Below are 23,225 nucleotides of genomic sequence, written 5' to 3' on the forward strand. Positions count from 1 at the left end.
GCTTATTTGTCGCCCAACTGCTCTGACATCGTGTTGCCCGGGTTCGGCGTGCGTGGTTCATCAACCGGACGCGGCACACGAGGCGTACCATTGCTGTCAGAGTTATTGGTGCCGTTTGGATCTTCCCAGCCCGCAGGCGGACGCACTTCACGACGCGCCATCAAGTCATCAATCTGCGGCGCATCGATGGTTTCATATTTCATCAGCGCATCTTTCATGGCGTGCAGAATATCCATATTATCAGTCAGGATCTGACGGGCGCGATTGTAGTTACGTTCAATCAGCGCTTTCACTTCCTGGTCGATGATACGCGCAGTTTCATCGGACATATGCTTCGCTTTCGCGACGCTACGGCCGAGGAACACTTCACCCTCTTCTTCTGCGTACAGCAACGGACCGAGTTTCTCCGAGAAGCCCCACTGGGTCACCATGTTACGCGCCAGGTTCGTCGCGACTTTAATGTCGTTCGACGCGCCAGTGGAAACATGCTCAACGCCGTAGATAATCTCTTCCGCCAGACGGCCGCCGTACAGGGTAGAGATCTGACTTTCCAGCTTCTGACGGCTGGCGCTGATCGCGTCGCCTTCAGGCAGAAAGAAGGTCACACCCAACGCACGACCACGTGGGATAATCGTCACTTTGTGCACCGGATCGTGTTCCGGCACCAGGCGACCGATAATCGCGTGGCCCGCTTCGTGGTAAGCGGTCGACTCTTTCTGCGCTTCCGTCATCACCATGGAGCGACGTTCGGCGCCCATCATGATTTTGTCTTTCGCTTTCTCGAACTCGACCATCGACACTACGCGTTTGTTGCCGCGTGCGGCAAACAGCGCCGCTTCGTTGACCAGGTTCGCCAGGTCCGCACCGGAGAAGCCCGGCGTACCGCGCGCTATGATCGCCGCATCAATGTCCGTCGCTAACGGTACGCGACGCATATGCACCTTCAGAATCTGCTCACGACCGCGAACATCCGGCAGGCCAACCACCACCTGACGGTCAAAACGACCTGGACGCAGCAGCGCAGGGTCAAGGACGTCAGGACGGTTGGTCGCCGCGATAACGATGATACCTTCGTTACCCTCGAAGCCGTCCATCTCAACCAGCATCTGGTTCAACGTCTGCTCACGTTCATCATGACCGCCGCCAAGACCTGCGCCACGCTGGCGACCTACGGCGTCAATTTCATCGATGAAGATAATGCACGGCGCCGCTTTCTTGGCCTGTTCGAACATGTCGCGCACACGGGATGCACCAACACCAACGAACATTTCCACAAAGTCAGAACCGGAAATCGTAAAGAATGGCACCTTCGCTTCACCTGCAATGGCTTTTGCCAGCAGGGTTTTACCGGTACCCGGCGGTCCGACCATCAGAACGCCTTTCGGAATTTTACCGCCCAGCTTCTGGAAGCGGCTCGGTTCACGCAGGTATTCAACCAGTTCCGCCACTTCTTCTTTCGCTTCGTCACAGCCCGCGACGTCAGCAAACGTGGTTTTGATCTGATCTTCCGTCAGCATACGCGCCTTGCTCTTACCGAACGACATGGCGCCTTTGCCACCGCCGCCCTGCATCTGACGCATGAAGAAGATCCAGACGCCGATCAGCAACAGCATCGGGAACCAGGAAATGAAGATAGAAGCCAGCAGGCTTGGCTCTTCGGGAGGTTCGCCAACAACCTTGACGTTTTTAGTCAGCAGGTTATCAAGCAGCTTCGGATCATTAATCGGAATGTAAGTCGTGTAACGGTTACTATCTTTCTTGGTAACGTTGATCTCACGTCCGTTGATACGCGCTTCGCGAACCTGGTCCTGATTGACCTCTTGCAGGAAGGTAGAGTAATCCACCTTACGGCCATTAGACTCGCTGGGCCCAAAGCTCTGGAATACTGACATCAGCACAACGGCAATGACCAGCCAGAGTATTAGGTTTTTCGCCATGTCACTCAAGGGATTAACCTCTTATTACAACTGTGTTAAAAACAGCGTCAGGATACTCTATATCCAGTTTCTTTCAAACCTTACGTCTGAAATCTGCCGGTTATCACTTTCGCCCGGTCGCTACAATGTACACTTCACGCGAACGCGCACGCGAAGAGTCCGGCTTACGAACTTTGACCTTCGTAAACAGGGAGCGAATTTCCCTTAGATACTCATCGAAACCTTCGCCCTGGAACACCTTCACTACAAAACTTCCGCCTGGCGCCAGCACATCGCGGCACATCTCTAACGCCAGCTCCACCAGATACATGGCGCGGGGGATATCCACCGCTGGTGTTCCGCTCATGTTTGGTGCCATATCCGACATGACAACTTGTACTTTACTGTCACCCACGCGTTCCAGTAACGCTTTCATGACAAGTTCATCACGAAAATCGCCCTGAAGAAAGTCCACACCAACGATAGGATCCATAGGTAAAAGATCACAAGCGATGATACGGCCTTTACCGCCAATCTGCGTGACCACATATTGTGACCAGCCTCCTGGCGCAGCGCCGAGATCGACTACCGTCATTCCCGGCTTAAAAAGTTTGTCACTTTGCTGTATTTCATCAAGTTTAAACCAGGCACGGGAGCGTAGCCCCTTTTTCTGCGCCTGTTGAACATATTTATCGCTAAAGTGTTCCTGAAGCCAGCGGCTTGAGCTGGCAGAACGCTTTTTACCTGTCATTTAACTTTCCCGTCGGGGCAGTTCATCGTAGCCAATGGCGTAAATTTCTACACGCCTATTTGGCGATATAAGGGAGATGGCGGTAGAATGACCCGTTTTCAATCCCAACGTAAGCAAAAATATACGATGAATCTGAGTACTAAACAAAAACAGCACCTAAAAGGTCTGGCACATCCGCTCAAGCCTGTTGTTATGCTTGGCAATAATGGTTTGACCGAAGGGGTACTGGCCGAGATTGAACAAGCGTTAGAGCACCATGAACTTATCAAGGTGAAAATCGCCTCGGAAGATCGCGAAACAAAAACCTTGATCGTGGACGCTATCGTGCGCGAAACCGGCGCCTGTAACGTACAGGTCATCGGTAAAACGCTGGTGCTGTATCGCCCAACTAAAGAGCGTAAAATCTCGCTGCCGCGTTAAGGATATCCTAAAGTCGAACACAAAATCTGTGTAAAACGAGGGGTTTTCCACGAGCAGGAGAGCAAAATGCCACGCTCTCTCCGTTGATAAAAGGCCGCTATGCGGCCTTTTTCCTTTCTTTACAATACACCAACAATTTGCGTATTGAGTACTACTTAAAGGTATTCCACTTTAAGCACTTCGTATTCCACATCGCCGCCAGGCGTTTTGATCACCACGACGTCATCCTGCTCTTTGCCGATCAGGCCGCGAGCGATTGGCGAGTTTACCGAAATGAGATTTTGCTTAAAATCCGCCTCATCATCGCCAACAATACGGTAGGTCTGCTCTTCGTCGGTGTCCAGGTTCAGCACCGTGACGGTAGCGCCAAAAATCACGCGACCATTGTTCGGCATTTTGGTGACATCAATCACCTGCGCATTCGACAGTTTTGCTTCAATATCTTTAATACGTCCTTCGCAGAAACCCTGCTGTTCGCGTGCAGCATGATACTCCGCGTTTTCTTTTAAATCGCCATGTTCACGCGCTTCGGCGATAGCGGCGATGATTTCAGGACGGCGCACAGATTTCAGAAAATCCAGCTCTTCGCGCAGTTTTTCGGCACCGCGTAAGGTCATCGGAATAGCTTGCATTTGTTATACCTCTTGAACATTCCTGTAGGGGGCAATGAACTCTACCCCGGCTGCTAAGCCAGCCCCGGCATATGCCATACCAGGGTCAGAAGCAAAAAAACACCAACCCGGGCGCGCAGTCCCAGGTCAGCTACAATTTCCTCTTTGATAACCATTTTACCCTGGAGTTCCCTATGGGTCATCGTTTACTTTTTAGGGCGTTGCGCCGTAGTATGACGGCTTGTTTCCAGGGTGTTAGCGCGAGATTATGCGATTTTCCAGATTTATCATCGGATTGACTACCAGTATAGCGTTCAGCGTTCAGGCCGCGAATATTGACGAATACATCAAACAGCTTCCGGCTGGCGCCAACCTCGCGCTGATGGTGCAAAAGGTTGGCGCGCCCGCGCCGGCTATTGATTACCATAGTCAGCAGATGGCGCTTCCCGCCAGCACCCAAAAAGTGATTACCGCGCTGGCGGCGCTGATTCAACTCGGCCCGGATTTCCGTTTTACGACCACGCTGGAGACCAAAGGCAGCGTCGATAACGGCATCTTAAAAGGTGACTTAATTGCGCGCTTCGGCGGCGATCCAACGCTAAGACGTCAGGATATTCGCAATATGGTCGCGACGCTGAAAAAGTCCGGCGTCACGCAAATCGACGGCAATGTGCTTATCGACACGTCGATTTTCGCCAGCCACGATAAAGCGCCAGGCTGGCCGTGGAACGACCTGACGCAGTGTTTCAGCGCGCCTCCCGCCGCCGCCATCGTTGACCGTAACTGCTTTTCTGTGTCGCTTTATAGCGCGCAAAAACCAAACGATTTAGCCTTTATTCGCGTGGCCTCTTATTATCCGGTAACGATGTTCAGCCAGGTGCGGACCCTGCCGCGCGGTTCGGCAGAAGCGCAGTATTGCGAGCTGGATGTTGTGCCTGGGGATTTGAACCGTTATACGCTTACCGGCTGTTTACCACAGCGCACCGACCCGCTGCCGCTGGCCTTTGCTATTCAGGACGGTGCCAGCTACGCGGGCGCCGTCCTCAAGCAGGAGCTGAAAGAGGCCGGAATAACTTACCGCGGCACGTTGCTGCGCCAGACGCTGGTTAACGAGCCCGGAACAATCGTCGCCAGTAAACAGTCGGCGCCACTGCACGATCTGCTTAAGATTATGCTGAAAAAGTCAGACAATATGATCGCCGATACTGTTTTTCGGATGATTGGTCATGTCAGGTTTAACGTGCCTGGCACCTGGCGGGCGGGATCGGATGCCGTTCGCCAGATCCTGCGCCAACAGGCGGGAATCGACATAGGCAATACCATTATCGCCGACGGTTCCGGTCTTTCTCGTCATAACCTGATCGCTCCCGCCACGATGATGCAGGTGCTGCAATATATCGCCCAACACGATAACGAGCTGAACTTTATCTCTATGCTGCCGCTGGCGGGCTATGATGGTTCATTACAATATCGCGCCGGGCTGCATCAGGCGGGCGTAGACGGTAAGGTTTCGGCGAAAACCGGGTCACTGCAGGGGGTATATAACCTGGCGGGCTTTATTACCACCGCAAGCGGGCAACGGATGGCATTTGTACAGTATTTGTCCGGCTACGCGGTTCCACCTGCCGATCAGCGTAATCGCCGCATCCCGTTAGTGCGCTTTGAAAGCCGGCTGTACAAGGATATTTATCAGAACAACTAGGTGGAGCGTTTGATTGCCGGATGGCGGCGCTTTGCGCCTTATCCGGCCTACAAGTTATGTAGGCCCGGTAAGCGCAAGCGCCACCGGGCATTTAAAGCCGATTAACGCTTATAGATGAACTCGACGCCTTCTTCGTCGTCTTCGTCCCAGTCGTCATCCCAATCATCGTCTGCGTCTTCTTCCACTTCAGCCAACTGCTGACGATGATAATCATCCCACATGAACTCGACTTTTTCCGGCTGTTTCGCTTCTTCAGCCTGCGCGATCGGGTTCTCGATGATAAAGGTCATCACATCCCAGCAGAGATCTTTCACTCCTAGCTGACTGGCAGCGGAAATCAGATAGTATTTCCCTTCCCAGCCCAACGCTTCGGCGATCGCTTTCGCTTTCTCTTCGGCTTTATCCATCAGATCGATTTTGTTGAACACTAACCAGCGCGGTTTAGCCGCCAGATCCTGGCTGTATTTTTCCAGTTCGCCAATAATGATACGGGCGTTTTCCACCGGATCGGAACCGTCGATCGGATCGATATCAATGAGGTGCAGCAGTACGCGGCAACGTTCGAGGTGCTTCAGGAAGCGAATTCCCAGGCCCGCGCCTTCCGCCGCGCCTTCGATCAACCCCGGAATGTCAGCCACCACAAAACTCTTTTCGTTGTCCATTCGTACCACACCCAGGCTCGGCACCAGCGTGGTAAATGGATAGTCCGCGACTTTTGGTTTTGCTGCCGATACCGCGCGAATGAACGTTGATTTACCGGCGTTTGGCATCCCCAGCATCCCGACATCCGCCAGCAGCATCAGTTCCAGCAGCAGGTCGCGCTTATCGCCCGGCGTACCGTTGGTTTTCTGGCGCGGCGTACGGTTAACCGAGGATTTGAAACGGGTATTGCCTAACCCATGCCAGCCGCCCTTCGCGACCAACAGACGCTGACCGTGTTTGGTCATGTCGCCCATCGTTTCACCGGTTCCCTGGTCGATAATGCGCGTACCGACCGGCACTTTGATGGTCACGTCTTTACCGCGTTTACCGGTACAGTCGCGGCTCGCGCCATTCTGACCACGTTCAGCGCGGAACGATTTTTCAAAGCGGTAATCGATCAGCGTATTCAGGTTTTCATCGGCTTCCATCCAGACGTCGCCGCCGTCGCCGCCATCACCGCCGTCCGGGCCGCCTTTCGGGATATATTTTTCGCGGCGGAAGCTCACACAGCCATTACCGCCATCGCCTGCAACGACCAGAATCGATGCTTCATCAACAAACTTCATTTTACTCTCCGTAAATCATTCGCCTGAGCGGGGTTGCGAAACCACCGTTTCATGCTTGCGTAAACCGCCCCAAATACGATGACCAATGGCGGAATACATCGCGCCCGCAACCACGACAAACGCACCGAGATAACCTAAAAGGTTTAACATCGGTCTGGCGAAGAAATCGGGCCAGGCCATAGATAAAAGATCTGAAAACAGCAGGGTAAATAGCGGTGTAAGCGTGATTATCGCGCTCACCTGCGCCGCCTGCCAACGCGCCATCGCTTCCGCCAGGGCGCCATATCCTACCAGCGTATTCAGCCCGCAGAAAATCAAACAGGCGAGCTGCCAGTCACTCAGTTGCGCTATCACCATCGGTTTTGCCAGCGGTAAGAGCGCTATCGTACATAAAGTGTACAGTAAAAACAGGATTTGCTGCGAGGCCAGACGTCGCAATAATATTTTTTGCGCCACGCCATAACTCACCCATACCATCGCCGCGCCTACGCCAAAAATAACGCCCCAGGTGTAGTCGGTCAGTCGGGTAAAAATCTCGATCAGACTGGTGTTAAAAAACATCACCAGCCCGCTCAATAACATCAGCGCGCCAATCACCTGCGTACCACGCATCTTTTCTTTCAGAATAAAGACGCTGGCGACCATCATGCCGACTGGCGAAAGCTGGCCGATAACCTGCGACGCCGTTGGGCTTAAATATTGCAAGGAAGAACTGAACAAAATGAAATTACCGAACAGTCCGCAGGTCGCTATCGCCAGTAATACCAGCCAGCGCGGCTTACGAAAAATACGCAGCGGCGGCAGCTTTCTTTTTACTGCCAGTATCGCCCCGAGGCCAATACTGGCCATTAAGAAGCGGTAGAAGACAATGGTTGGAGGCTCCATCACCTCCAGCACTTGCTTCATTGCTATTGGCAGCGCTCCCCAGCACATCGCAGTAGTGAGCGCTAAAAGAATACCAATGCCTGCCTGCTGCTTCATGCCGTATTCCCTGCAAAGACCCGTTAACGGCATTCGCACAGCCACACGGGTATATTTTAGTCGGCCATCGAATGTAAAAAGCCCCGCAACAGGTGCGGGGCTCTCATCCGTTACCGGACCACGAAGAACTTACTCAGCAACGATGCTGATGTATTTACGGTTTTTCGGGCCTTTAACTTCGAATTTCACTTTACCGTCTGCTTTAGCAAACAGAGTGTGGTCACGACCGCAACCAACGTTGGTGCCAGCGTGGAATTTAGTACCACGTTGACGAACGATGATGCTGCCTGCCAGAACTGCTTCACCGCCAAAGCGTTTTACGCCCAGACGTTTAGCTTCAGAATCGCGACCGTTACGAGTCGAGCCGCCAGCCTTTTTATGTGCCATTTAATCTGCTCCCCTATTCTTAAGCGCTGATGCCGGTGATTTTCACATCAGTGAACCACTGACGATGGCCCTGCTGCTTACGGTAGTGTTTACGACGACGAAACTTAACGATTTTAACTTTCTCGCCACGACCGTGGGCAACAACTTCAGCTTTGATTACGCCGCCATCAACGAAAGGAACGCCGATTTTGACTTCTTCACCGTTTGCGATCATCAGAACTTCAGCGAACTCAATAGTTTCGCCAGTTGCGATGTCCAGCTTTTCCAGGCGAACGGTCTGACCTTCGCTTACTCGGTGTTGTTTACCACCACTTTGGAAAACCGCGTACATAAAAAACTCCGCTTCCGCGCACACCTTTTCAATGATTCAGAGCGCGCTATAAATATTCACAATAGGGCGCGAATATTACGCAAATTGCACGGCTTTGACAAGTGCTACCATCAATACATGAAGAAAAAAAACACAACGCATACGGTAACGTTTATCTGCGGCGTTTTTTCAGTACAATCAGAGTATATTTCTAACCATAAACCCTACGTTACCTCATTCAGACATGGGATAATCGGGGCGATAAGCCCGGCTTTTGCGATGAATTTAGAAAAAATCAACGAGTTAACCGCGCAAGATATGGCGGGTGTCAATGCGACAATCCTTGAACAGCTTAATTCCGACGTTCAACTGATTAATCAGCTAGGATATTACATCATTAGCGGCGGCGGAAAACGCATTCGTCCGATGATTGCCGTTCTTGCCGCGCGCGCGGTGGGTTATCAGGGCAACGCGCACGTGACTATCGCCGCTCTGATCGAGTTTATCCACACGGCGACGTTGCTGCATGATGATGTGGTGGATGAATCCGATATGCGTCGCGGCAAGGCAACGGCAAATGCCGCCTTTGGTAATGCCGCCAGCGTGCTGGTCGGCGACTTTATCTATACCCGCGCCTTCCAGATGATGACCAGCCTCGGCTCGCTAAAAGTGCTGGAAGTGATGTCGGAAGCGGTCAACGTGATTGCAGAAGGCGAAGTGCTGCAATTGATGAACGTGAATGACCCGGACATTACCGAAGAAAATTACATGCGGGTGATTTACAGTAAAACTGCGCGTCTGTTCGAAGCCGCCGCCCAATGTTCCGGTATTCTCGCCGGTTGTACGCCTGAGCAAGAGAAAGGGTTGCAGGACTATGGCCGCTACCTGGGTACGGCTTTTCAGCTCATTGACGATCTGCTGGATTACAGCGCCGACGGCGAGCATCTCGGTAAAAATGTGGGCGATGACCTCAATGAGGGCAAACCCACCTTACCGTTGCTTCACGCCATGCGTCACGGTACGCCAGAACAATCAGCGATGATCCGTACCGCTATTGAACAAGGTAATGGTCGTCATCTTCTGGAACCGGTTCTGGAAGCGATGACCACCTGCGGCTCGCTGGAATGGACGCGTCAGCGAGCGGAAGAAGAAGCCGACAAAGCGATATCCGCGTTGCAGATATTACCGGATACCCCATGGCGTGAGGCGCTAATCGGTCTCGCACACATCGCGGTGCAACGCGATCGTTAATGCCATTCTCTTATCCCGCGCCCTGCGCGGGATATTCCATTAAGCTCCAATAAACTCCAGATATTCTCTTGCCCATCTTTTTCTATGCGGCTTTCCTTGGCATATTCTGAATATTGCCGCCACTTACATGAACTTTTTAGAACATTCTTTCACGAAGCGTTATAGTATCGGACGTCGTCGGGTTGTTAAAACCGTAAATGATTAACCTCAGGAGTGATGGATGTATGGAAAGCAAGCTTATTGACTGGCATCCGGCCGATATCATTGCCGGGCTGCGTAAAAAAGGGACTTCAATGGCCGCTGAGTCACGCCGGAATGGATTGAGTTCATCCACGCTGGCCAATGCGTTAACGCGCCCGTGGCCGAAAGGAGAGTTGATTATCGCGAAAGCATTGGGAACGGAACCCTGGGTTATTTGGCCATCGCGTTATCACGATCCGCACACGCATGAGTTTATCGACAGAACGCGGCTCATGAGAGCGCGTAATAAAGGCAAGCAGAATGTAGAGTGAATGCCTGCAAAACAACCCCCGCAACAGCGTTCGCGGGGGTTATTCAGCGAACAGAAGGTTATTCGCCTTTCACACGTTCAATATTGGCGCCTAGCGCGCGCAGTTTATCTTCGATGCGCTCATAACCGCGATCGATGTGATATATGCGATCCACAACCGTCGTACCTTCCGCAATACAGCCCGCCAGCACCAGGCTCGCAGATGCCCGCAGATCTGTCGCCATGACCTGTGCGCCAGAGAGTGTTTCTACGCCATGGCATATCACGGTATTGCTTTCAATTTCCGCACGCGCGCCCATGCGGCTGAGTTCAGGCACATGCATAAAACGGTTTTCAAAAACGGTTTCTGTGATAAAGCCTGTCCCCTCCGCCACCAGGTTTAGCAACGTGAACTGTGCCTGCATATCGGTCGGAAATGCCGGATGCGGTGCAGTACGAACATTGACCGCCTTTGGTCGTTTGCCGTGCATGTCCAGACTAATCCAGTCCTTGCCCACTTCGATGTCCGCACCAGCATCACGCAGTTTCGCCAGTACCGCGTCCAGAGTGTCTGGTTGCGCGTTACGGCAGATGATTTTACCGCGAGAGATCGCTGCCGCCACCAGGAAAGTCCCCGTTTCGATACGATCCGGCAGCACACGATAAACGCCGCCACCCAGACGCTCTACGCCCTCGATCGTAATACGATCGGTGCCCTGCCCGGCGATCTTCGCCCCCAGAGCAATCAGGAAGTTAGCGGTGTCGACAATTTCCGGCTCGCGCGCGGCATTTTCAATAATGGTCGTCCCTTCCGCCAGCGTAGCGGCGCACATAATGGTGACAGTCGCGCCGACGCTGACCTTATCCATCACGATATGCGCCCCTTTAAGACGCCCTTCCACGGAGGCCTTTACGTAGCCTTCTTCCAGCTTGATGGTCGCACCTAGTTGTTCCAGACCGGTAATATGCAGATCAACCGGACGCGCGCCGATAGTGCATCCCCCCGGCAGGGAGACTTGTCCCTGACCAAAACGGGCAACCAGCGGCCCCAGCGCCCATATCGAGGCGCGCATGGTCTTAACCAGATCATAAGGCGCGCAGAACACGTTCACCTGGCTGGCGTCAATGTGTACCGATCCATTGCGTTCCACTTTCGCCCCTAATTGGCTCAGGAGCTTCATTGACGTATCCACGTCTTTCAGTTTTGGGACGTTTTGGATCTCTACCGGCTCTTCTGCCAGCAGCGCGGCGAACAGGATCGGCAGCGCGGCGTTTTTGGCGCCGGAAATTGTGACTTCGCCCTGGAGCGTCGTTGGCCCCTGTACACGAAATTTATCCATTATTGTATTCTCAATTAAGCATTCATCTCCGCTACCGGCAGGTTACCCTTACCCGTAGCTTAAAATCCGTTAAGTTTACGATCGCGCGCCCATTCCGCCGGGGTATACGCTTTGATCGATACGGCATGGATACGGTTGTCCGCAATGTACTCCATTAGCGGGCCATAGACCGTTTGCTGTTTCTTGACCCGGCTCATGCCGTCAAACATCTCGCCCACGGCAATAACCTGAAAGTGACTGCCATCGCCGGAGACGTGGACTTCCTGGAGGGAGAGGGCATTCATCAGCACACTCTGAATTTCATGATTTTCCATGGGTTCTTTATTCGTCAAATAGTGAAAACAGCCCAACATCTTAGAGCAAAGTGGCGCCGTCTTAAATAAGCAAAAGATCACGCTGATAAATCAGAGCTGTAAAAGTGCCGGATGGCGCCGCTAACGCGTCTTATCAGGCCTACGAGGATCATGCGAAGTGTAGGCCGGATAAACCATCCGGCATTCATTACATACGAGGAAGTACGTCTTCGGGCAAGTTATATAATTGCGCCAACACGTAGACCTTATCGTTAACGCCAGACAATGACACGGTATTGCCCTGTTTTTTTGCCTGGTTCACAAGGTGCGCCAGCAGCGCCAGGCCCCCCGTATCCACCCTGGAGATCTGGCTCAGGTCGATACGGGTAACGTCTGTCATCGCCTCTACGCGCGCGTCCCATAACGGCGTCAACACGTCCTGATCCAGCTCTCCCGCCAGCATCAGTGTGCCCGCTTCACGCGTCCAGGTGAGTTGCGGCGTCATTACTGTTTCTCGTCTAAAGTAATTTTCTGTTGAGAGATAGATTTCAATTGTGCGGTCAGGCCGTCGATGCCTTTAGTACGCAGCAGGTCACTCCACTCATTTTGCTTGGTGGTGATCATGCTGACGCCTTCCGCAATCATGTCATACGCCTGCCAGTTGCCGGTCTGGGTATTTTTGCGCCACTGGAAATCCAGACGCACCGGCGGACGACCGTTGGGATCAATAATCGTTACACGGATCGGCACAATGGTCGCATCGCCCAGCGGTTGCTCAGGCGCTATCTGGTAAGTCTGACCGTGGTACATCGCCAGCGCCTGGCCGTAGGCCTGTTTCAGGTATTCGCGAAACGCTGCAAAATAGGCTTCACGCTGCGCCGGGGTCGCATCTTTGTAGTAGCGGCCTAACACCAGCGCGCCGGCATATTTTACCTGCACGTACGGCAGGAGTTCCTGATCAACAACGTCGCGCAGGTAATCCGGATTGGCGCGAATTTTCGGCTGTTCGTTTTTCAGGCGATCAAAAGTTTTCTGCGCCGCCTCGTTCATCAGTTTATAAGGATTGCTCTGATCCGCTGCCGTTGCTACGCTTAATGGCGCAATGACCAGCATGGCCACCATCATCAGTCGTTTAAACATGCCTCAATTCTCCTGAGATTATTTCGTTGCGCCCACGGGCGTTGTGGCTTCAGTATGGCCTTCCGTTGCGGCTGGCGCATCGCCAGAATTCTTATTGTCGTCGCCTTTGCTGTTATAAAGGAACTGACCAATCATATCTTCCAGCACCATTGCAGACTTGGTGTCCTGGATCGTACTTCCATCTTTGAGGATAGACGTTCCCAGCTCAGGATCTTCAAAACCGACGTTTAATGCCAGATATTGCTCCCCCAGCAGCCCGGAAGTACGAATACTCAACGAGCTGGTATCGGGAATATGGTTATAACGCTCTTCGATGTCGAGCGTTACGCGCGGCAGGTACGTTTTCGGATCAAGCGAGATATCTTCAACCCGCCCGACAACCACCCCGCCGATGCGTACCGGGGAACGCACTTTCAGACCGCCGATGTTATCGAAGGTCGCATAAACCTTATAGGTCGGCTCCGTGCGCATAGAGGTCACATTTGCCGCCTTCAGGCAAACAAACAGCGCCGCCAGCAACGCCACCAGCAAAAAAACGCCTACCCAAATTTCATTTTTTTTCGTTTGCATGAACTCAATTCCCAAACATCAGTGCGGTCAGCACAAAATCCAGCCCCAGAACGGCCAACGATGCGTGAACCACGGTACGCGTCGTTGCCCGGCTAATCCCGGCAGAAGTCGGTATTGCGTCATAACCGTTGAATAACGCAATCCATGTTACCGTAATGGCGAACACCACGCTCTTTATCAGACAGTTCACCAGGTCCATACGCCAGTCGACGGCATTCTGCATCGCGGACCAGAAGAACCCGGCGTCGATTCCCTTCCAGCTTACGCCGACCAACGAGCCGCCCCAGATACCGACCGCCACAAAGATAATGGTCAGTAGCGGCAACGAAATCACGCCAGCCCAAAAGCGCGGCGAAATCACCCGGCGCAATGGATCAACCGCCATCATCTCCATACTGGAGAGCTGCTCCGTCGCCCGCATCAGGCCGATTTCCGCCGTCAACGCCGACCCGGCCCGCCCAGCAAACAGCAACGCCGCGACCACCGGCCCCAGCTCGCGCAGCAGCGAAAGCGCCACTAACATGCCAAGACTGGTCTCCGCGCTGTAAGTGGTCAGAACCAGATAGCCTTGCAGCCCCAGCACCATACCGATGAATACGCCGGAGACAATAATGATAAGCATCGACAAGACACCCACATTATAAAGCTGGCGCACCAGCAGCGGCGCATGTTTGCGAAACTCCGGCTTACCGATAACCGCATTGAATAACATTAACCCGGCACGCCCGAACGTCCTGACGGTTTTGATCCCGCGGTGTCCGAGTGCTGCCAGCGCATTTAACAGCATGAGTGGCTTAACTCCCTGTTTCGAGTAAATCAAGGTGATAATCGCCCGCCGGATAGCGGAACGGAACCGGCCCGTCGGCAATGCCGTCAAGGAACTGACGCACGCGCGGGTCCGTATTCTCCTGCAACGCCTGAGCGCTACCGTGGGCGACGATTTTTTTGTCCGCCATGATCCAGGCGTGATCCGCAATACTGAGCACCTCTGGCACATCATGCGAAACCACCACGCAGGTCACGCCCAGCGCGCTGTTCAATTCTGAAATCAGCTTCACCAGAACGCCCATGGTAATCGGGTCCTGGCCGACAAACGGCTCATCGAACATGATGAGATCCGGTTCCAGAGCGATGGCGCGCGCCAACGCGGCGCGGCGCGCCATCCCGCCGGAGAGCTCGGAAGGCATCAGTTTTGCCGCGCCGCGCAGCCCGACAGCCTCCAGTTTCATCATCACAACGCTTTTTAGCAGCGGCGCGGGTAAAGTGGTGTGCTCCCGTAGCGGATAGGCCACATTGTCAAACACGTTCATGTCGGTAAACAGCGCTCCCGACTGAAACAGCATACTCATACGTTTGCGGACGGTGTAGAGCCGCGAACGGGACATGGCCGGCACATTCTCGCCATCAAATAAGATCTCGCCCTTATCCGGCGGGATCTGTCCGCCAATCAGGCGCAACAGAGTGGTTTTACCGATGCCCGACGGCCCCATGATCGCCGTGATCTTCCCGCGCGGCACCGTCAGGGAAATATTATCGAAAATGCAGCGTTCGCCACGGGAAAAGCTGACGTCGCGCATATCGACTAAATTTGCCACAGACTGACCCATTGATTCATCCTTCGTATTGCCTTGTTGAGGTAACCATGGCGCTGAATTTAACCATGGGTTCGACATAATTACAGAATATTCACTGACAGGGTTAGCGAAAGCTGGCATTCGTTTTACTTTTTAGCCGCATAAAGTCAAAATTAGGACTTCGTTACGGCTTCCAGATATCCCTTCCAGGGGACCGGCGAGTATACCTGAAGAAAGGACTTTAGATGCTTTTAGCGATGGCGCTACTCATAATTGGTTTGCTTCTGGTGGCTTACGGCGCCGATCGTCTGGTGTTTGCAGCCTCTATTTTATGCCGTACATTCGGTATTCCCCCGCTGATCATCGGGATGACGGTAGTGAGTATCGGCACCTCGCTGCCGGAAATTATTGTGTCGGTTGCCGCATCGCTGCACGGTCAGCTCGATTTAGCTGTCGGCGCGGCGCTCGGTTCTAACATCACCAATATTTTGCTGATCTTAGGGCTGGCGGCGCTGGTTCGTCCTTTTACCGTGCATTCCGATGTTTTACGTCGCGAATTGCCGTTAATGTTATTTGTTAGCGTGGTAGCCGGTTCCGTACTGCATGACGGACAGTTAAGCCGCAGTGATGGTATCTTTCTCCTGCTTCTGGCCGTGCTATGGCTGTTATTCATTGTTAAAATCGCGCGTCTGGCCGAACGGCAGGGAAATGACAGCCTCACTCGCGAACAACTGGCGGAACTGCCGCGCGAAGGCGGGCTCCCCGTCGCGTTCTTATGGCTGGGCATTGCGCTGGTCATCATGCCGATGGCGACGCGCATGGTAATCGATAACGCTACGGTACTGGCGAATTATTTCGCCATGAGTGAATTAACGCTCGGCCTGACAGTCATCGCTGTCGGCACCAGTCTGCCAGAACTGGCCACGGCGATTGCCGGCGTGCGAAAAGGCGAAAATGATATTGCCGTCGGCAATATCATTGGCGCCAATATTTTTAATCTCGCCATCGTGCTGGGGCTGCCTGCGCTGATCGCCCCGGGGGAGATCAACCCGCTGGCGTTTGGGCGTGATTATAGCGTGATGTTGCTGGTTAGCGTGGTTTTCGCTTTACTTTGCTGGCGGCATCCGCGCCAGATTGGTCGGGGCGCAGGTATACTGCTGACCGGCGGGTTTATCGTATGGTTGGCGATGCTCTATTGGCTATCGCCACTTCTTGTTGGATAACTGGAAACGGATTATGTCGCATTTAGCGTTACAACCGGGGTTTGACTTTCAGCAGGCAGGCAAAGAGGTCCTGGAAATTGAACGTGAAGGCCTGGCGGAGCTTGATCAATATATCAACCAGCATTTCACGCTGGCCTGTGAAAAAATGTTCAACTGCACCGGAAAAGTAGTGGTGATGGGTATGGGAAAATCCGGTCATATCGGACGGAAAATGGCCGCCACTTTCGCCAGTACCGGCACCTCTTCCTTTTTTGTACATCCGGGCGAAGCCGCGCACGGCGATTTGGGGATGGTTACGCCGCAGGATGTGGTTATCGCTATCTCCAACTCCGGCGAATCCAGCGAGATCGCGGCGCTAATACCGGTGCTTAAACGCCTGCATGTACCGTTAATTTGCATTACCGGGCGACCGGAAAGCAGCATGGCGCGTGCGGCAGATGTGCATCTGTGTGTTAAAGTGCCCAAAGAAGCGTGTCCGTTAGGCCTGGCGCCTACCAGTAGTACCACCGCAACGCTGGTGATGGGCGACGCGCTCGCCGTGGCATTGTTAAAAGCGCGCGGCTTTACCGCCGAAGATTTCGCTCTGTCGCATCCTGGCGGCGCGCTGGGACGTAAGCTGCTGCTGCGCGTAAGCGATATTATGCATACCGGCGATGAAATCCCGCATGTTAATAAACATGCCAGCCTGCGTGATGCGCTATTAGAAATTACGCGTAAAAATCTCGGTATGACCGTCATTTGCGATGAATCCATGAAGATCGACGGCATCTTCACCGACGGCGATTTACGTCGCGTATTCGACATGGGCGGCGATATGCGCCAGTTGGGGATCGCCGAGGTGATGACGCCAGGGGGCATTCGCGTGCGTCCCGGTATTCTCGCCGTCGATGCGCTGAATTTAATGCAGTCCCGCCATATCACCTCCGTACTGGTTGCTGATGGCGACCAGTTACTCGGTGTGTTACATATGCATGATCTCCTGCGTGCAGGCGTCGTGTAGAAACTCAAGGATAATTAACGATGAGTAAAGCAGGTGCGTCGCTTGCGACCTGTTATGGCCCCGTCAGCACCCACGTCATGACAAAGGCGGAGAATATCCGTCTGCTCATCCTCGACGTGGATGGCGTATTGTCTGACGGCCTGATTTATATGGGCAATAACGGCGAAGAGCTGAAGGCTTTCAACGTTCGTGACGGCTATGGCATTCGCTGTGTTTTGACCTCCAATATCGAGGTTGCCATTATTACCGGACGAAAGGCTAAACTTGTAGAAGATCGCTGCGCCACGCTGGGGATCGCCCATCTTTATCAGGGGCAGTCGAATAAGCTGATCGCCTTTAGCAATCTGCTGGAAAAACTGGCTATTGCACCGGAAAACGTCGCCTATGTTGGCGATGATCTGATTGACTGGCCGGTAATGGAAAAAGTGGGATTAAGCGTTGCCGTTGCGGATGCGCATCCGCTGCTGATCCCCCGCGCTGACTATGTGACGCACATTGCCGGCGGGCGCGGCGCGGTACGTGAGGTGTGCGATTTGCTGCTGCTGGCGCAGGGCAAGCTGAATGAGGCCAAAGGGCAATCGATATGAGTAAAACCAGACGTTGGGTTATCATTCTACTGTCGTTGGCCATTCTGGTACTGATTGGTATCAATCTGGCAGATAAAGACGATCCTGCCGCCGTGGTGGTCAATAGCAACGATCCCACGTATAAAAGCGAGCATACGGATACCGTCGTGTACAGTCCGGAAGGCGCGTTGAGCTATCGTCTGATCGCACAGCACGTTGAATATTTTTCCGATCAGGCGGTCTCATGGTTTACGCAACCGGTATTAACCACCTTTGATAAGGATAAAGTGCCGACATGGTCGATCAAAGCCGATAAAGCCAAATTGACTAACGATCGGATGCTCTATCTGTATGGCCATGTTGAAGTCAACGCCCTGGTGCCTGACGCTCAACTACGCAGAATTACCACCGATAACGCGCAAATTAATCTGGTGACGCAGGACGTTACTTCGAACGATCTGGTGACGTTATACGGCACAACATTTAACTCCAGCGGACTGAAAATGCGCGGTAACTTACGCAGCAAGAACGCCGAGCTGATTGAAAAGGTTAGAACCTCTTATGAAATTCAAAACAAACAAACTCAGCCTTAATCTTATGCTTGCCGGCTCGCTGCTGGCCGCCAGCATTCCGGCATTCGCCGTCACGGGCGATACCGAGCAGCCTATTCATATTGACTCGGATCAACAGTCGCTGGATATGCAAGGCAACGTCGTGACCTTTACGGGCAACGTGGTGATGACCCAGGGCACGATTAAGATCAACGCCGATAAAGTCGTTGTTACCCGCCCTGGCGGCGAGCAAGGGAAAGAGGTGATCGACGGTTACGGCAATCCGGCCACCTTCTACCAGATGCAGGACAACGGTAAACCGGTGAAAGGCCACGCTTCACATATGCATTACGAACTGGCAAAAGATTTTGTGGTGCTGACCGGCAACGCTTATCTGGAACAGCTTGACAGCAACATTACTGGCGACAAAATCACCTATTTGGTGAAAGAGCAGAAAATGCAGGCCTTCAGCGAGAAAGGCAAACGCGTCACCACCGTTCTGGTGCCGTCGCAGTTGCAAGACAAAAACAAAGGCCAGACTCCGGCGCAAAAGAAGAGTAACTAATTCGTTATGGCAACATTAACTGCAAAGAATCTGGCGAAGGCCTATAAAGGCCGTCGCGTAGTGGAAGATGTCAGTCTGACCGTTAACTCCGGGGAGATTGTCGGTCTGCTCGGTCCAAACGGCGCAGGTAAAACCACCACCTTTTATATGGTCGTCGGTATCGTGCCGCGTGACGCGGGCAATATCATCATTGATGATGAAGATATCAGTCTGCTGCCGCTGCACGCGCGCGCGCGCCGCGGTATCGGCTATTTGCCGCAGGAAGCCTCTATTTTCCGCCGTCTCAGCGTATTTGATAACCTGATGGCGGTACTGCAAATTCGTGACGATTTGACCGCAGAACAGCGAGAAGACCGCGCCAACGAGCTGATGGAAGAGTTTCATATTGAGCATCTGCGCGACAGCATGGGACAGGCGCTGTCCGGTGGTGAACGCCGTCGTGTAGAAATTGCCCGCGCGTTGGCCGCTAATCCCAAATTTATCCTGCTGGATGAACCCTTTGCCGGCGTTGACCCGATTTCCGTTATCGACATCAAACGCATTATCGAACATCTGCGCGATAGCGGGCTCGGGGTGCTGATCACCGACCATAATGTCCGTGAGACGCTGGCAGTCTGTGAACGCGCCTATATCGTAAGCCAGGGCCACCTTATCGCCCACGGTACGCCGACAGAAATCCTGCAAGACGAACACGTTAAGCGTGTATATCTTGGGGAAGACTTCAGACTCTGATAGGGTAGAGGGCTATGCTGCTCTAGCGGGAGAAAACGACTCTGAATATGAAGCAAGGTTTGCAACTCAGGCTTAGCCAACAACTGGCGATGACGCCTCAGCTACAACAGGCCATCCGTCTGTTGCAGTTGTCTACGCTGGAACTTCAGCAGGAACTCCAGCAAGCGCTGGAAAATAACCCGCTGCTTGAGCAAACCGATCTTCATGACGAAATCGACACTCAGCAACCTCAGGATGACGATCCTCTCGATACCGCAGATGCGCTCGAACAGAAAGAGATGCCGGAAGAGCTGCCGCTTGACGCCAGTTGGGATGAAATTTACACCGCCGGGACGCCATCCGGCCCCAGCGGCGATTATATCGATGATGAACTGCCCGTCTATCAGGGCGAAACGACGCAGTCGTTGCAGGATTATCTGATGTGGCAGGTTGAGCTAACGCCCTTCTCGGACACCGATCGCGCCATTGCGACATCCATTGTCGATGCGGTAGATGATACCGGTTATCTCACCGTATCCCTGGATGAAATTCGCGAAAGCATGGGCGATGAAGAGGTAGATCTTGATGAAGTCGAAGCCGTCCTGAAGCGTATTCAGCGTTTTGATCCGGTGGGCGTTGCGGCGAAAGATCTTCGCGACTGTCTGCTGATCCAGCTTTCACAATTCGACAAATCCACGCCGTGGCTGGAAGAGGCGCGGCTCATTATCTGCGATCACCTTGATCTGCTGGCCAACCACGATTTCCGCACGTTGATGCGCGTTACCCGACTGAAAGAAGAGGTACTGAAAGAGGCGGTAAACCTGATTCAGTCGCTCGATCCCAGACCCGGTCAGTCGATCCAGACCGGCGAGCCGGAGTACGTTATCCCGGATGTGCTGGTACGCAAGCATAACGGCCGCTGGACGGTGGAGCTTAATAGCGACAGTATTCCCCGTTTACAGATTAACCAGCACTATGCCGCCATGTGCAACAGCGCGCGCAACGATACCGACAGCCAGTTCATCCGCAGTAATTTACAGGATGCGAAGTGGCTGATAAAAAGCCTTGAAAGCCGCAACGACACGCTGCTGCGTGTCAGTCGCTGCATCGTCGAGCAACAGCAAGCCTTTTTTGAACAGGGCGAAGAATATATGAAACCGATGGTACTGGCGGATATCGCCCAGGCCGTCGAGATGCACGAATCCACCATATCCCGCGTGACCACGCAGAAGTATCTGCACAGCCCGCGCGGTATTTTTGAACTCAAATATTTCTTTTCCAGCCACGTCAATACCGAAGGCGGAGGCGAAGCCTCTTCCACCGCGATTCGCGCGCTGGTGAAGAAGTTAATTGCGGCGGAAAACCCCGCGAAACCGCTGAGCGACAGCAAGTTAACCTCTCTGCTGTCAGAACAGGGTATCATGGTGGCGCGCCGCACTGTTGCGAAGTACCGAGAGTCTTTATCCATTCCGCCGTCAAACCAACGCAAACAGCTGGTTTGACCCAACCGATAAGGAAGACACTATGCAGCTCAATATCACCGGACATAACGTCGAAATTACTGAAGCCCTGCGTGAATTTGTGACGACGAAATTCGCCAAACTTGAACAGTATTTTGAGCGGATTAATCAGGTATACGTGGTGTTGAAAGTGGAGAAGGTCACGCACATCTCGGATGCGACGCTACACGTTAACGGCGGCGAAATTCACGCCAGCGCGGAAGGCCAGGATATGTATGCCGCCATTGACGGCTTGATTGATAAACTGGCAAGGCAGTTAACCAGGCATAAAGATAAACTGAAACAACACTAATTGTCCGGGCAGTTAGCCAGTGCAGGACGGCCTGTTGTGTGACACAACGGGCCATTTGTACAGTTAGCGCTCCGAACCTGGCCATCAACCTGACAGGACAGGTTCTTAGGTGAAATTATGATAAATAACGATACGACTCTACAACTGAGCAGTGTACTTAACCAGGAGTGTACGCGTAGCGGCGTTCATTGTCAGAGTAAGAAACGCGCGCTGGAAATCATCAGCGAACTGGCGGCAAAACAGCTCAGTTTACCTCCTCAGGTCGTGTTTGAAGCCATTCTGACACGCGAAAAAATGGGCAGTACCGGTATTGGTAATGGTATCGCCATCCCGCACGGGAAACTGGAAGAAGATACCTTACGCGCCGTCGGCGTGTTCGTTCAGCTCGAAACGCCTATCGCGTTCGATGCCATCGATAACCAGCCGGTCGATCTCCTCTTCGCCCTGCTGGTGCCCGCCGATCAGACTAAAACGCATCTGCATACACTGTCGCTGGTCGCGAAACGTCTGGCGGATAAAACGATCTGCCGCCGCCTGCGCGCGGCGCTGAATGATGAAGAGCTGTATCAAATCATTACTGACACCGAAGGTGAGCAGAATGAGGCATAACAACTCAATGGCATTTCTTTCTGTCGTTGTGAGGAGAAACGGTACATGGTACTGATGATCGTCAGCGGGCGTTCCGGATCAGGTAAATCTGTCGCTCTACGCGCGCTGGAAGATATGGGTTTTTACTGCGTGGATAACCTTCCCGTCGTGCTGTTGCCCGATCTGGCGCGAACACTGGCCGATCGCCAGATTTCCGCCGCCGTCAGCATTGATGTGCGCAATATGCCTGAATCACCTGAGATTTTTGAACAGGCGATGAATAATCTGCCTGACGCTTTCTCGCCGCAATTGCTGTTTCTTGACGCCGACCGCAATACCTTGATTCGCCGCTACAGCGACACGCGACGTCTGCATCCGCTTTCCAGCAAAAACCTTTCTTTAGAGAGTGCGATCGATAAAGAGAGCGACCTGCTGGAGCCATTACGTTCTCGTGCGGATCTAATCGTCGACACTTCGGAAATGTCCGTTCATGAGCTGGCGGAGATGCTGCGTACCCGGCTGTTGGGCAAACGCGAGCGCGAACTGACGATGGTATTTGAGTCCTTCGGCTTTAAACATGGTATCCCGATCGATGCGGACTATGTGTTCGATGTTCGCTTCCTGCCCAACCCGCACTGGGACCCAAAACTGCGCCCCATGACCGGGCTTGATAAGCCGGTAGCCGCATTTCTTGACCGGCACACAGAAGTTCACAATTTTATCTATCAAACTCGCAGCTATCTTGAGCTATGGTTACCGATGCTGGAGACCAACAACCGCAGCTACCTTACCGTCGCTATCGGTTGTACCGGCGGGAAACACCGTTCGGTGTATATTGCAGAACAGCTGGCAGACTACTTCCGCTCGCGCGGTAAAAACGTCCAGTCTCGCCATCGCACGCTGGAAAAACGCAAAACATGACCGTAAAGCAAACTGTTGAAATTACCAATAAGCTGGGCATGCATGCCCGGCCTGCCATGAAGCTTTTCGAACTGATGCAGGGTTTTGACGCCGAGGTGCTATTACGCAATGACGAAGGCACCGAAGCGGAAGCGAACAGCGTCATCGCGCTGTTAATGCTCGATTCAGCCAAAGGACGCCAGATAGAAATTGAAGCCACCGGCCCGCAAGAAGTTGAAGCGTTGGCGGCGGTTATCGCTCTGTTCAATTCCGGCTTTGACGAAGACTAAGCCTCCCCCTCTATT

At 53.2% G+C, this 23,225-nt stretch carries 29 protein-coding genes; 15 read left to right on the top strand and 14 right to left on the bottom strand.

The genetic code is table 11. The annotated features are described in order from the left end of the window. Positions 1–2: 2 nt before the first annotated feature. Together ftsH and rlmE are read right to left on the bottom strand one after the other, a co-directional pair. Positions 3–1,937, bottom strand: coding sequence for an ATP-dependent zinc metalloprotease FtsH (ftsH, locus tag F4V72_RS03415; protein WP_136057983.1), 1,935 nt, complete (start codon positions 1,935–1,937; stop codon positions 3–5). A 103-nt stretch (positions 1,938–2,040) separates the two neighbouring features. Further along, complete coding sequence (gene rlmE, locus F4V72_RS03420) at positions 2,041–2,667, bottom strand: 23S rRNA (uridine(2552)-2'-O)-methyltransferase RlmE (protein ID WP_000145974.1); 627 nt, start codon at positions 2,665–2,667, stop codon at positions 2,041–2,043. Between the two features lie 126 nt (positions 2,668–2,793). Here rlmE and yhbY point away from each other — a divergent pair, with 126 nt between their 5' ends. Then, positions 2,794–3,087: a ribosome assembly RNA-binding protein YhbY gene (gene yhbY / locus F4V72_RS03425; RefSeq protein WP_001592995.1), complete on the top strand. Its 294-nt coding sequence runs from the start codon at positions 2,794–2,796 to the stop codon at positions 3,085–3,087. 155 nt (positions 3,088–3,242) lie between these two features. On the opposite strand, the gene greA is transcribed toward yhbY, so the two are convergent. Continuing rightward, a complete protein-coding gene (greA, locus tag F4V72_RS03430; RefSeq protein WP_001148008.1) occupies positions 3,243–3,719 on the bottom strand; it encodes a transcription elongation factor GreA in 477 nt (158 codons plus the stop codon). 247 nt (positions 3,720–3,966) lie between these two features. Between greA and dacB the strand changes: the two genes are divergently transcribed. Then, positions 3,967–5,400, top strand: coding sequence for a serine-type D-Ala-D-Ala carboxypeptidase (gene dacB / locus F4V72_RS03435; RefSeq protein WP_136057982.1), 1,434 nt, complete (start codon positions 3,967–3,969; stop codon positions 5,398–5,400). Positions 5,401–5,501: 101 nt separating this feature from the next. Here the strand turns inward: dacB and cgtA are convergent, their stop codons facing one another. The 4 genes from cgtA to rplU form a co-directional block, all read right to left on the bottom strand. After that, entirely contained in the window at positions 5,502–6,668 is a 1,167-nt protein-coding gene (cgtA, locus tag F4V72_RS03440) for an Obg family GTPase CgtA (RefSeq protein WP_136057981.1), read from the bottom strand. Between the two features lie 15 nt (positions 6,669–6,683). Beyond that, a complete protein-coding gene (locus tag F4V72_RS03445) occupies positions 6,684–7,649 on the bottom strand; it encodes a DMT family transporter (RefSeq protein WP_023246391.1) in 966 nt (321 codons plus the stop codon). A gap of 129 nt (positions 7,650–7,778) precedes the next feature. Further along, entirely contained in the window at positions 7,779–8,036 is a 258-nt protein-coding gene (gene rpmA, locus F4V72_RS03450; RefSeq protein WP_000940593.1) for a 50S ribosomal protein L27, read from the bottom strand. A gap of 19 nt (positions 8,037–8,055) precedes the next feature. Further along, positions 8,056–8,367, bottom strand: coding sequence for a 50S ribosomal protein L21 (rplU, locus tag F4V72_RS03455; protein WP_000271396.1), 312 nt, complete (start codon positions 8,365–8,367; stop codon positions 8,056–8,058). A 258-nt stretch (positions 8,368–8,625) separates the two neighbouring features. Here rplU and ispB point away from each other — a divergent pair, with 258 nt between their 5' ends. Together ispB and sfsB are read left to right on the top strand one after the other, a co-directional pair. Beyond that, entirely contained in the window at positions 8,626–9,597 is a 972-nt protein-coding gene (gene ispB, locus F4V72_RS03460; RefSeq protein ID WP_001047354.1) for an octaprenyl diphosphate synthase, read from the top strand. Positions 9,598–9,821: 224 nt separating this feature from the next. Further along, entirely contained in the window at positions 9,822–10,109 is a 288-nt protein-coding gene (gene sfsB, locus F4V72_RS03465) for a DNA-binding transcriptional regulator SfsB (protein ID WP_023246390.1), read from the top strand. Positions 10,110–10,167: 58 nt separating this feature from the next. On the opposite strand, the gene murA is transcribed toward sfsB, so the two are convergent. The 7 genes from murA to mlaF form a co-directional block, all read right to left on the bottom strand. Beyond that, positions 10,168–11,427 (bottom strand): UDP-N-acetylglucosamine 1-carboxyvinyltransferase, encoded by a 1,260-nt coding sequence (gene murA, locus F4V72_RS03470; RefSeq protein WP_079796082.1) that lies wholly within the window; start codon positions 11,425–11,427, stop codon positions 10,168–10,170. A 59-nt stretch (positions 11,428–11,486) separates the two neighbouring features. Beyond that, on the bottom strand, positions 11,487–11,741 hold the full coding sequence (gene ibaG / locus F4V72_RS03475) for a BolA family iron metabolism protein IbaG (RefSeq protein WP_001518349.1): 255 nt from the start codon (positions 11,739–11,741) through the stop codon (positions 11,487–11,489). A gap of 187 nt (positions 11,742–11,928) precedes the next feature. After that, positions 11,929–12,225 carry a lipid asymmetry maintenance protein MlaB gene (gene mlaB, locus F4V72_RS03480; RefSeq protein ID WP_023246388.1) on the bottom strand — a complete coding sequence of 99 codons (297 nt, stop codon included), beginning with the start codon at positions 12,223–12,225 and terminating at the stop codon, positions 11,929–11,931. Continuing rightward, entirely contained in the window at positions 12,225–12,860 is a 636-nt protein-coding gene (mlaC, locus tag F4V72_RS03485; protein ID WP_023246387.1) for a phospholipid-binding protein MlaC, read from the bottom strand. The genes mlaB and mlaC overlap by 1 nt, the downstream gene beginning before the upstream one ends. Positions 12,861–12,878: 18 nt before the next feature. Next, positions 12,879–13,430 carry an outer membrane lipid asymmetry maintenance protein MlaD gene (gene mlaD / locus F4V72_RS03490; RefSeq protein WP_023246386.1) on the bottom strand — a complete coding sequence of 184 codons (552 nt, stop codon included), beginning with the start codon at positions 13,428–13,430 and terminating at the stop codon, positions 12,879–12,881. Positions 13,431–13,434: 4 nt separating this feature from the next. Beyond that, positions 13,435–14,217 (bottom strand): lipid asymmetry maintenance ABC transporter permease subunit MlaE, encoded by a 783-nt coding sequence (gene mlaE, locus F4V72_RS03495; protein ID WP_023246385.1) that lies wholly within the window; start codon positions 14,215–14,217, stop codon positions 13,435–13,437. Positions 14,218–14,224: 7 nt separating this feature from the next. Next, on the bottom strand, positions 14,225–15,037 hold the full coding sequence (gene mlaF, locus F4V72_RS03500) for a phospholipid ABC transporter ATP-binding protein MlaF (protein ID WP_053508286.1): 813 nt from the start codon (positions 15,035–15,037) through the stop codon (positions 14,225–14,227). Positions 15,038–15,249: 212 nt separating this feature from the next. On the opposite strand from mlaF, the gene F4V72_RS03505 reads away from it, so the two are divergent. The 11 genes from F4V72_RS03505 to npr all read left to right on the top strand — a co-directional run bounded on the left by F4V72_RS03505 (position 15,250) and on the right by npr (position 23,210). Beyond that, the gene (locus F4V72_RS03505; protein ID WP_023246383.1) at positions 15,250–16,227 is read left to right on the top strand and encodes a calcium/sodium antiporter; all 978 of its coding nucleotides are present in this window, start codon (positions 15,250–15,252) and stop codon (positions 16,225–16,227) included. A gap of 13 nt (positions 16,228–16,240) precedes the next feature. Beyond that, entirely contained in the window at positions 16,241–17,227 is a 987-nt protein-coding gene (gene kdsD / locus F4V72_RS03510) for an arabinose-5-phosphate isomerase KdsD (protein WP_023183204.1), read from the top strand. A 20-nt stretch (positions 17,228–17,247) separates the two neighbouring features. Continuing rightward, positions 17,248–17,814, top strand: coding sequence for a 3-deoxy-manno-octulosonate-8-phosphatase KdsC (gene kdsC / locus F4V72_RS03515; RefSeq protein WP_053529428.1), 567 nt, complete (start codon positions 17,248–17,250; stop codon positions 17,812–17,814). After that, positions 17,811–18,386 carry an LPS export ABC transporter periplasmic protein LptC gene (gene lptC / locus F4V72_RS03520; protein ID WP_000047848.1) on the top strand — a complete coding sequence of 192 codons (576 nt, stop codon included), beginning with the start codon at positions 17,811–17,813 and terminating at the stop codon, positions 18,384–18,386. The genes kdsC and lptC overlap by 4 nt, the downstream gene beginning before the upstream one ends. After that, positions 18,355–18,909 (top strand): lipopolysaccharide ABC transporter substrate-binding protein LptA, encoded by a 555-nt coding sequence (gene lptA / locus F4V72_RS03525; RefSeq protein ID WP_000669770.1) that lies wholly within the window; start codon positions 18,355–18,357, stop codon positions 18,907–18,909. The genes lptC and lptA overlap by 32 nt, the downstream gene beginning before the upstream one ends. Positions 18,910–18,915: 6 nt before the next feature. Beyond that, entirely contained in the window at positions 18,916–19,641 is a 726-nt protein-coding gene (gene lptB, locus F4V72_RS03530; protein WP_000224104.1) for an LPS export ABC transporter ATP-binding protein, read from the top strand. A 47-nt stretch (positions 19,642–19,688) separates the two neighbouring features. Beyond that, positions 19,689–21,122, top strand: coding sequence for an RNA polymerase factor sigma-54 (gene rpoN, locus F4V72_RS03535; RefSeq protein ID WP_023246381.1), 1,434 nt, complete (start codon positions 19,689–19,691; stop codon positions 21,120–21,122). 22 nt (positions 21,123–21,144) lie between these two features. Continuing rightward, positions 21,145–21,432: a ribosome hibernation promoting factor gene (gene hpf, locus F4V72_RS03540; protein ID WP_001176589.1), complete on the top strand. Its 288-nt coding sequence runs from the start codon at positions 21,145–21,147 to the stop codon at positions 21,430–21,432. A 117-nt stretch (positions 21,433–21,549) separates the two neighbouring features. Further along, on the top strand, positions 21,550–22,041 hold the full coding sequence (gene ptsN / locus F4V72_RS03545) for a PTS IIA-like nitrogen regulatory protein PtsN (protein ID WP_000609332.1): 492 nt from the start codon (positions 21,550–21,552) through the stop codon (positions 22,039–22,041). A gap of 45 nt (positions 22,042–22,086) precedes the next feature. Further along, positions 22,087–22,941 (top strand): RNase adapter RapZ, encoded by an 855-nt coding sequence (gene rapZ / locus F4V72_RS03550; protein WP_000243747.1) that lies wholly within the window; start codon positions 22,087–22,089, stop codon positions 22,939–22,941. Beyond that, positions 22,938–23,210, top strand: coding sequence for a PTS phosphocarrier protein NPr (npr, locus tag F4V72_RS03555; protein ID WP_000216790.1), 273 nt, complete (start codon positions 22,938–22,940; stop codon positions 23,208–23,210). The genes rapZ and npr overlap by 4 nt, the downstream gene beginning before the upstream one ends. The last annotated feature ends 15 nt before the right edge of the window (positions 23,211–23,225 follow it).

The sequence above is a fragment of the Salmonella enterica subsp. diarizonae genome, from assembly GCF_008692785.1.
In the GTDB taxonomy this organism is placed as follows: domain Bacteria; phylum Pseudomonadota; class Gammaproteobacteria; order Enterobacterales; family Enterobacteriaceae; genus Salmonella; species Salmonella diarizonae.

Coding starts and splice junctions, on each gene's coding strand:
- ftsH (WP_136057983.1), bottom strand. CDS start 1,937: ATGGCGAAAAACCTAATACTCTGGCTGGTCATTGCCGTTGTGCTGATG.
- rlmE (WP_000145974.1), bottom strand. CDS start 2,667: ATGACAGGTAAAAAGCGTTCTGCCAGCTCAAGCCGCTGGCTTCAGGAA.
- yhbY (WP_001592995.1), top strand. CDS start 2,794: ATGAATCTGAGTACTAAACAAAAACAGCACCTAAAAGGTCTGGCACAT.
- greA (WP_001148008.1), bottom strand. CDS start 3,719: ATGCAAGCTATTCCGATGACCTTACGCGGTGCCGAAAAACTGCGCGAA.
- dacB (WP_136057982.1), top strand. CDS start 3,967: ATGCGATTTTCCAGATTTATCATCGGATTGACTACCAGTATAGCGTTC.
- cgtA (WP_136057981.1), bottom strand. CDS start 6,668: ATGAAGTTTGTTGATGAAGCATCGATTCTGGTCGTTGCAGGCGATGGC.
- F4V72_RS03445 (WP_023246391.1), bottom strand. CDS start 7,649: ATGAAGCAGCAGGCAGGCATTGGTATTCTTTTAGCGCTCACTACTGCG.
- rpmA (WP_000940593.1), bottom strand. CDS start 8,036: ATGGCACATAAAAAGGCTGGCGGCTCGACTCGTAACGGTCGCGATTCT.
- rplU (WP_000271396.1), bottom strand. CDS start 8,367: ATGTACGCGGTTTTCCAAAGTGGTGGTAAACAACACCGAGTAAGCGAA.
- ispB (WP_001047354.1), top strand. CDS start 8,626: ATGAATTTAGAAAAAATCAACGAGTTAACCGCGCAAGATATGGCGGGT.
- sfsB (WP_023246390.1), top strand. CDS start 9,822: ATGGAAAGCAAGCTTATTGACTGGCATCCGGCCGATATCATTGCCGGG.
- murA (WP_079796082.1), bottom strand. CDS start 11,427: ATGGATAAATTTCGTGTACAGGGGCCAACGACGCTCCAGGGCGAAGTC.
- ibaG (WP_001518349.1), bottom strand. CDS start 11,741: ATGGAAAATCATGAAATTCAGAGTGTGCTGATGAATGCCCTCTCCCTC.
- mlaB (WP_023246388.1), bottom strand. CDS start 12,225: ATGACGCCGCAACTCACCTGGACGCGTGAAGCGGGCACACTGATGCTG.
- mlaC (WP_023246387.1), bottom strand. CDS start 12,860: ATGTTTAAACGACTGATGATGGTGGCCATGCTGGTCATTGCGCCATTA.
- mlaD (WP_023246386.1), bottom strand. CDS start 13,430: ATGCAAACGAAAAAAAATGAAATTTGGGTAGGCGTTTTTTTGCTGGTG.
- mlaE (WP_023246385.1), bottom strand. CDS start 14,217: ATGCTGTTAAATGCGCTGGCAGCACTCGGACACCGCGGGATCAAAACC.
- mlaF (WP_053508286.1), bottom strand. CDS start 15,037: ATGGGTCAGTCTGTGGCAAATTTAGTCGATATGCGCGACGTCAGCTTT.
- F4V72_RS03505 (WP_023246383.1), top strand. CDS start 15,250: ATGCTTTTAGCGATGGCGCTACTCATAATTGGTTTGCTTCTGGTGGCT.
- kdsD (WP_023183204.1), top strand. CDS start 16,241: ATGTCGCATTTAGCGTTACAACCGGGGTTTGACTTTCAGCAGGCAGGC.
- kdsC (WP_053529428.1), top strand. CDS start 17,248: ATGAGTAAAGCAGGTGCGTCGCTTGCGACCTGTTATGGCCCCGTCAGC.
- lptC (WP_000047848.1), top strand. CDS start 17,811: ATGAGTAAAACCAGACGTTGGGTTATCATTCTACTGTCGTTGGCCATT.
- lptA (WP_000669770.1), top strand. CDS start 18,355: ATGAAATTCAAAACAAACAAACTCAGCCTTAATCTTATGCTTGCCGGC.
- lptB (WP_000224104.1), top strand. CDS start 18,916: ATGGCAACATTAACTGCAAAGAATCTGGCGAAGGCCTATAAAGGCCGT.
- rpoN (WP_023246381.1), top strand. CDS start 19,689: ATGAAGCAAGGTTTGCAACTCAGGCTTAGCCAACAACTGGCGATGACG.
- hpf (WP_001176589.1), top strand. CDS start 21,145: ATGCAGCTCAATATCACCGGACATAACGTCGAAATTACTGAAGCCCTG.
- ptsN (WP_000609332.1), top strand. CDS start 21,550: ATGATAAATAACGATACGACTCTACAACTGAGCAGTGTACTTAACCAG.
- rapZ (WP_000243747.1), top strand. CDS start 22,087: ATGGTACTGATGATCGTCAGCGGGCGTTCCGGATCAGGTAAATCTGTC.
- npr (WP_000216790.1), top strand. CDS start 22,938: ATGACCGTAAAGCAAACTGTTGAAATTACCAATAAGCTGGGCATGCAT.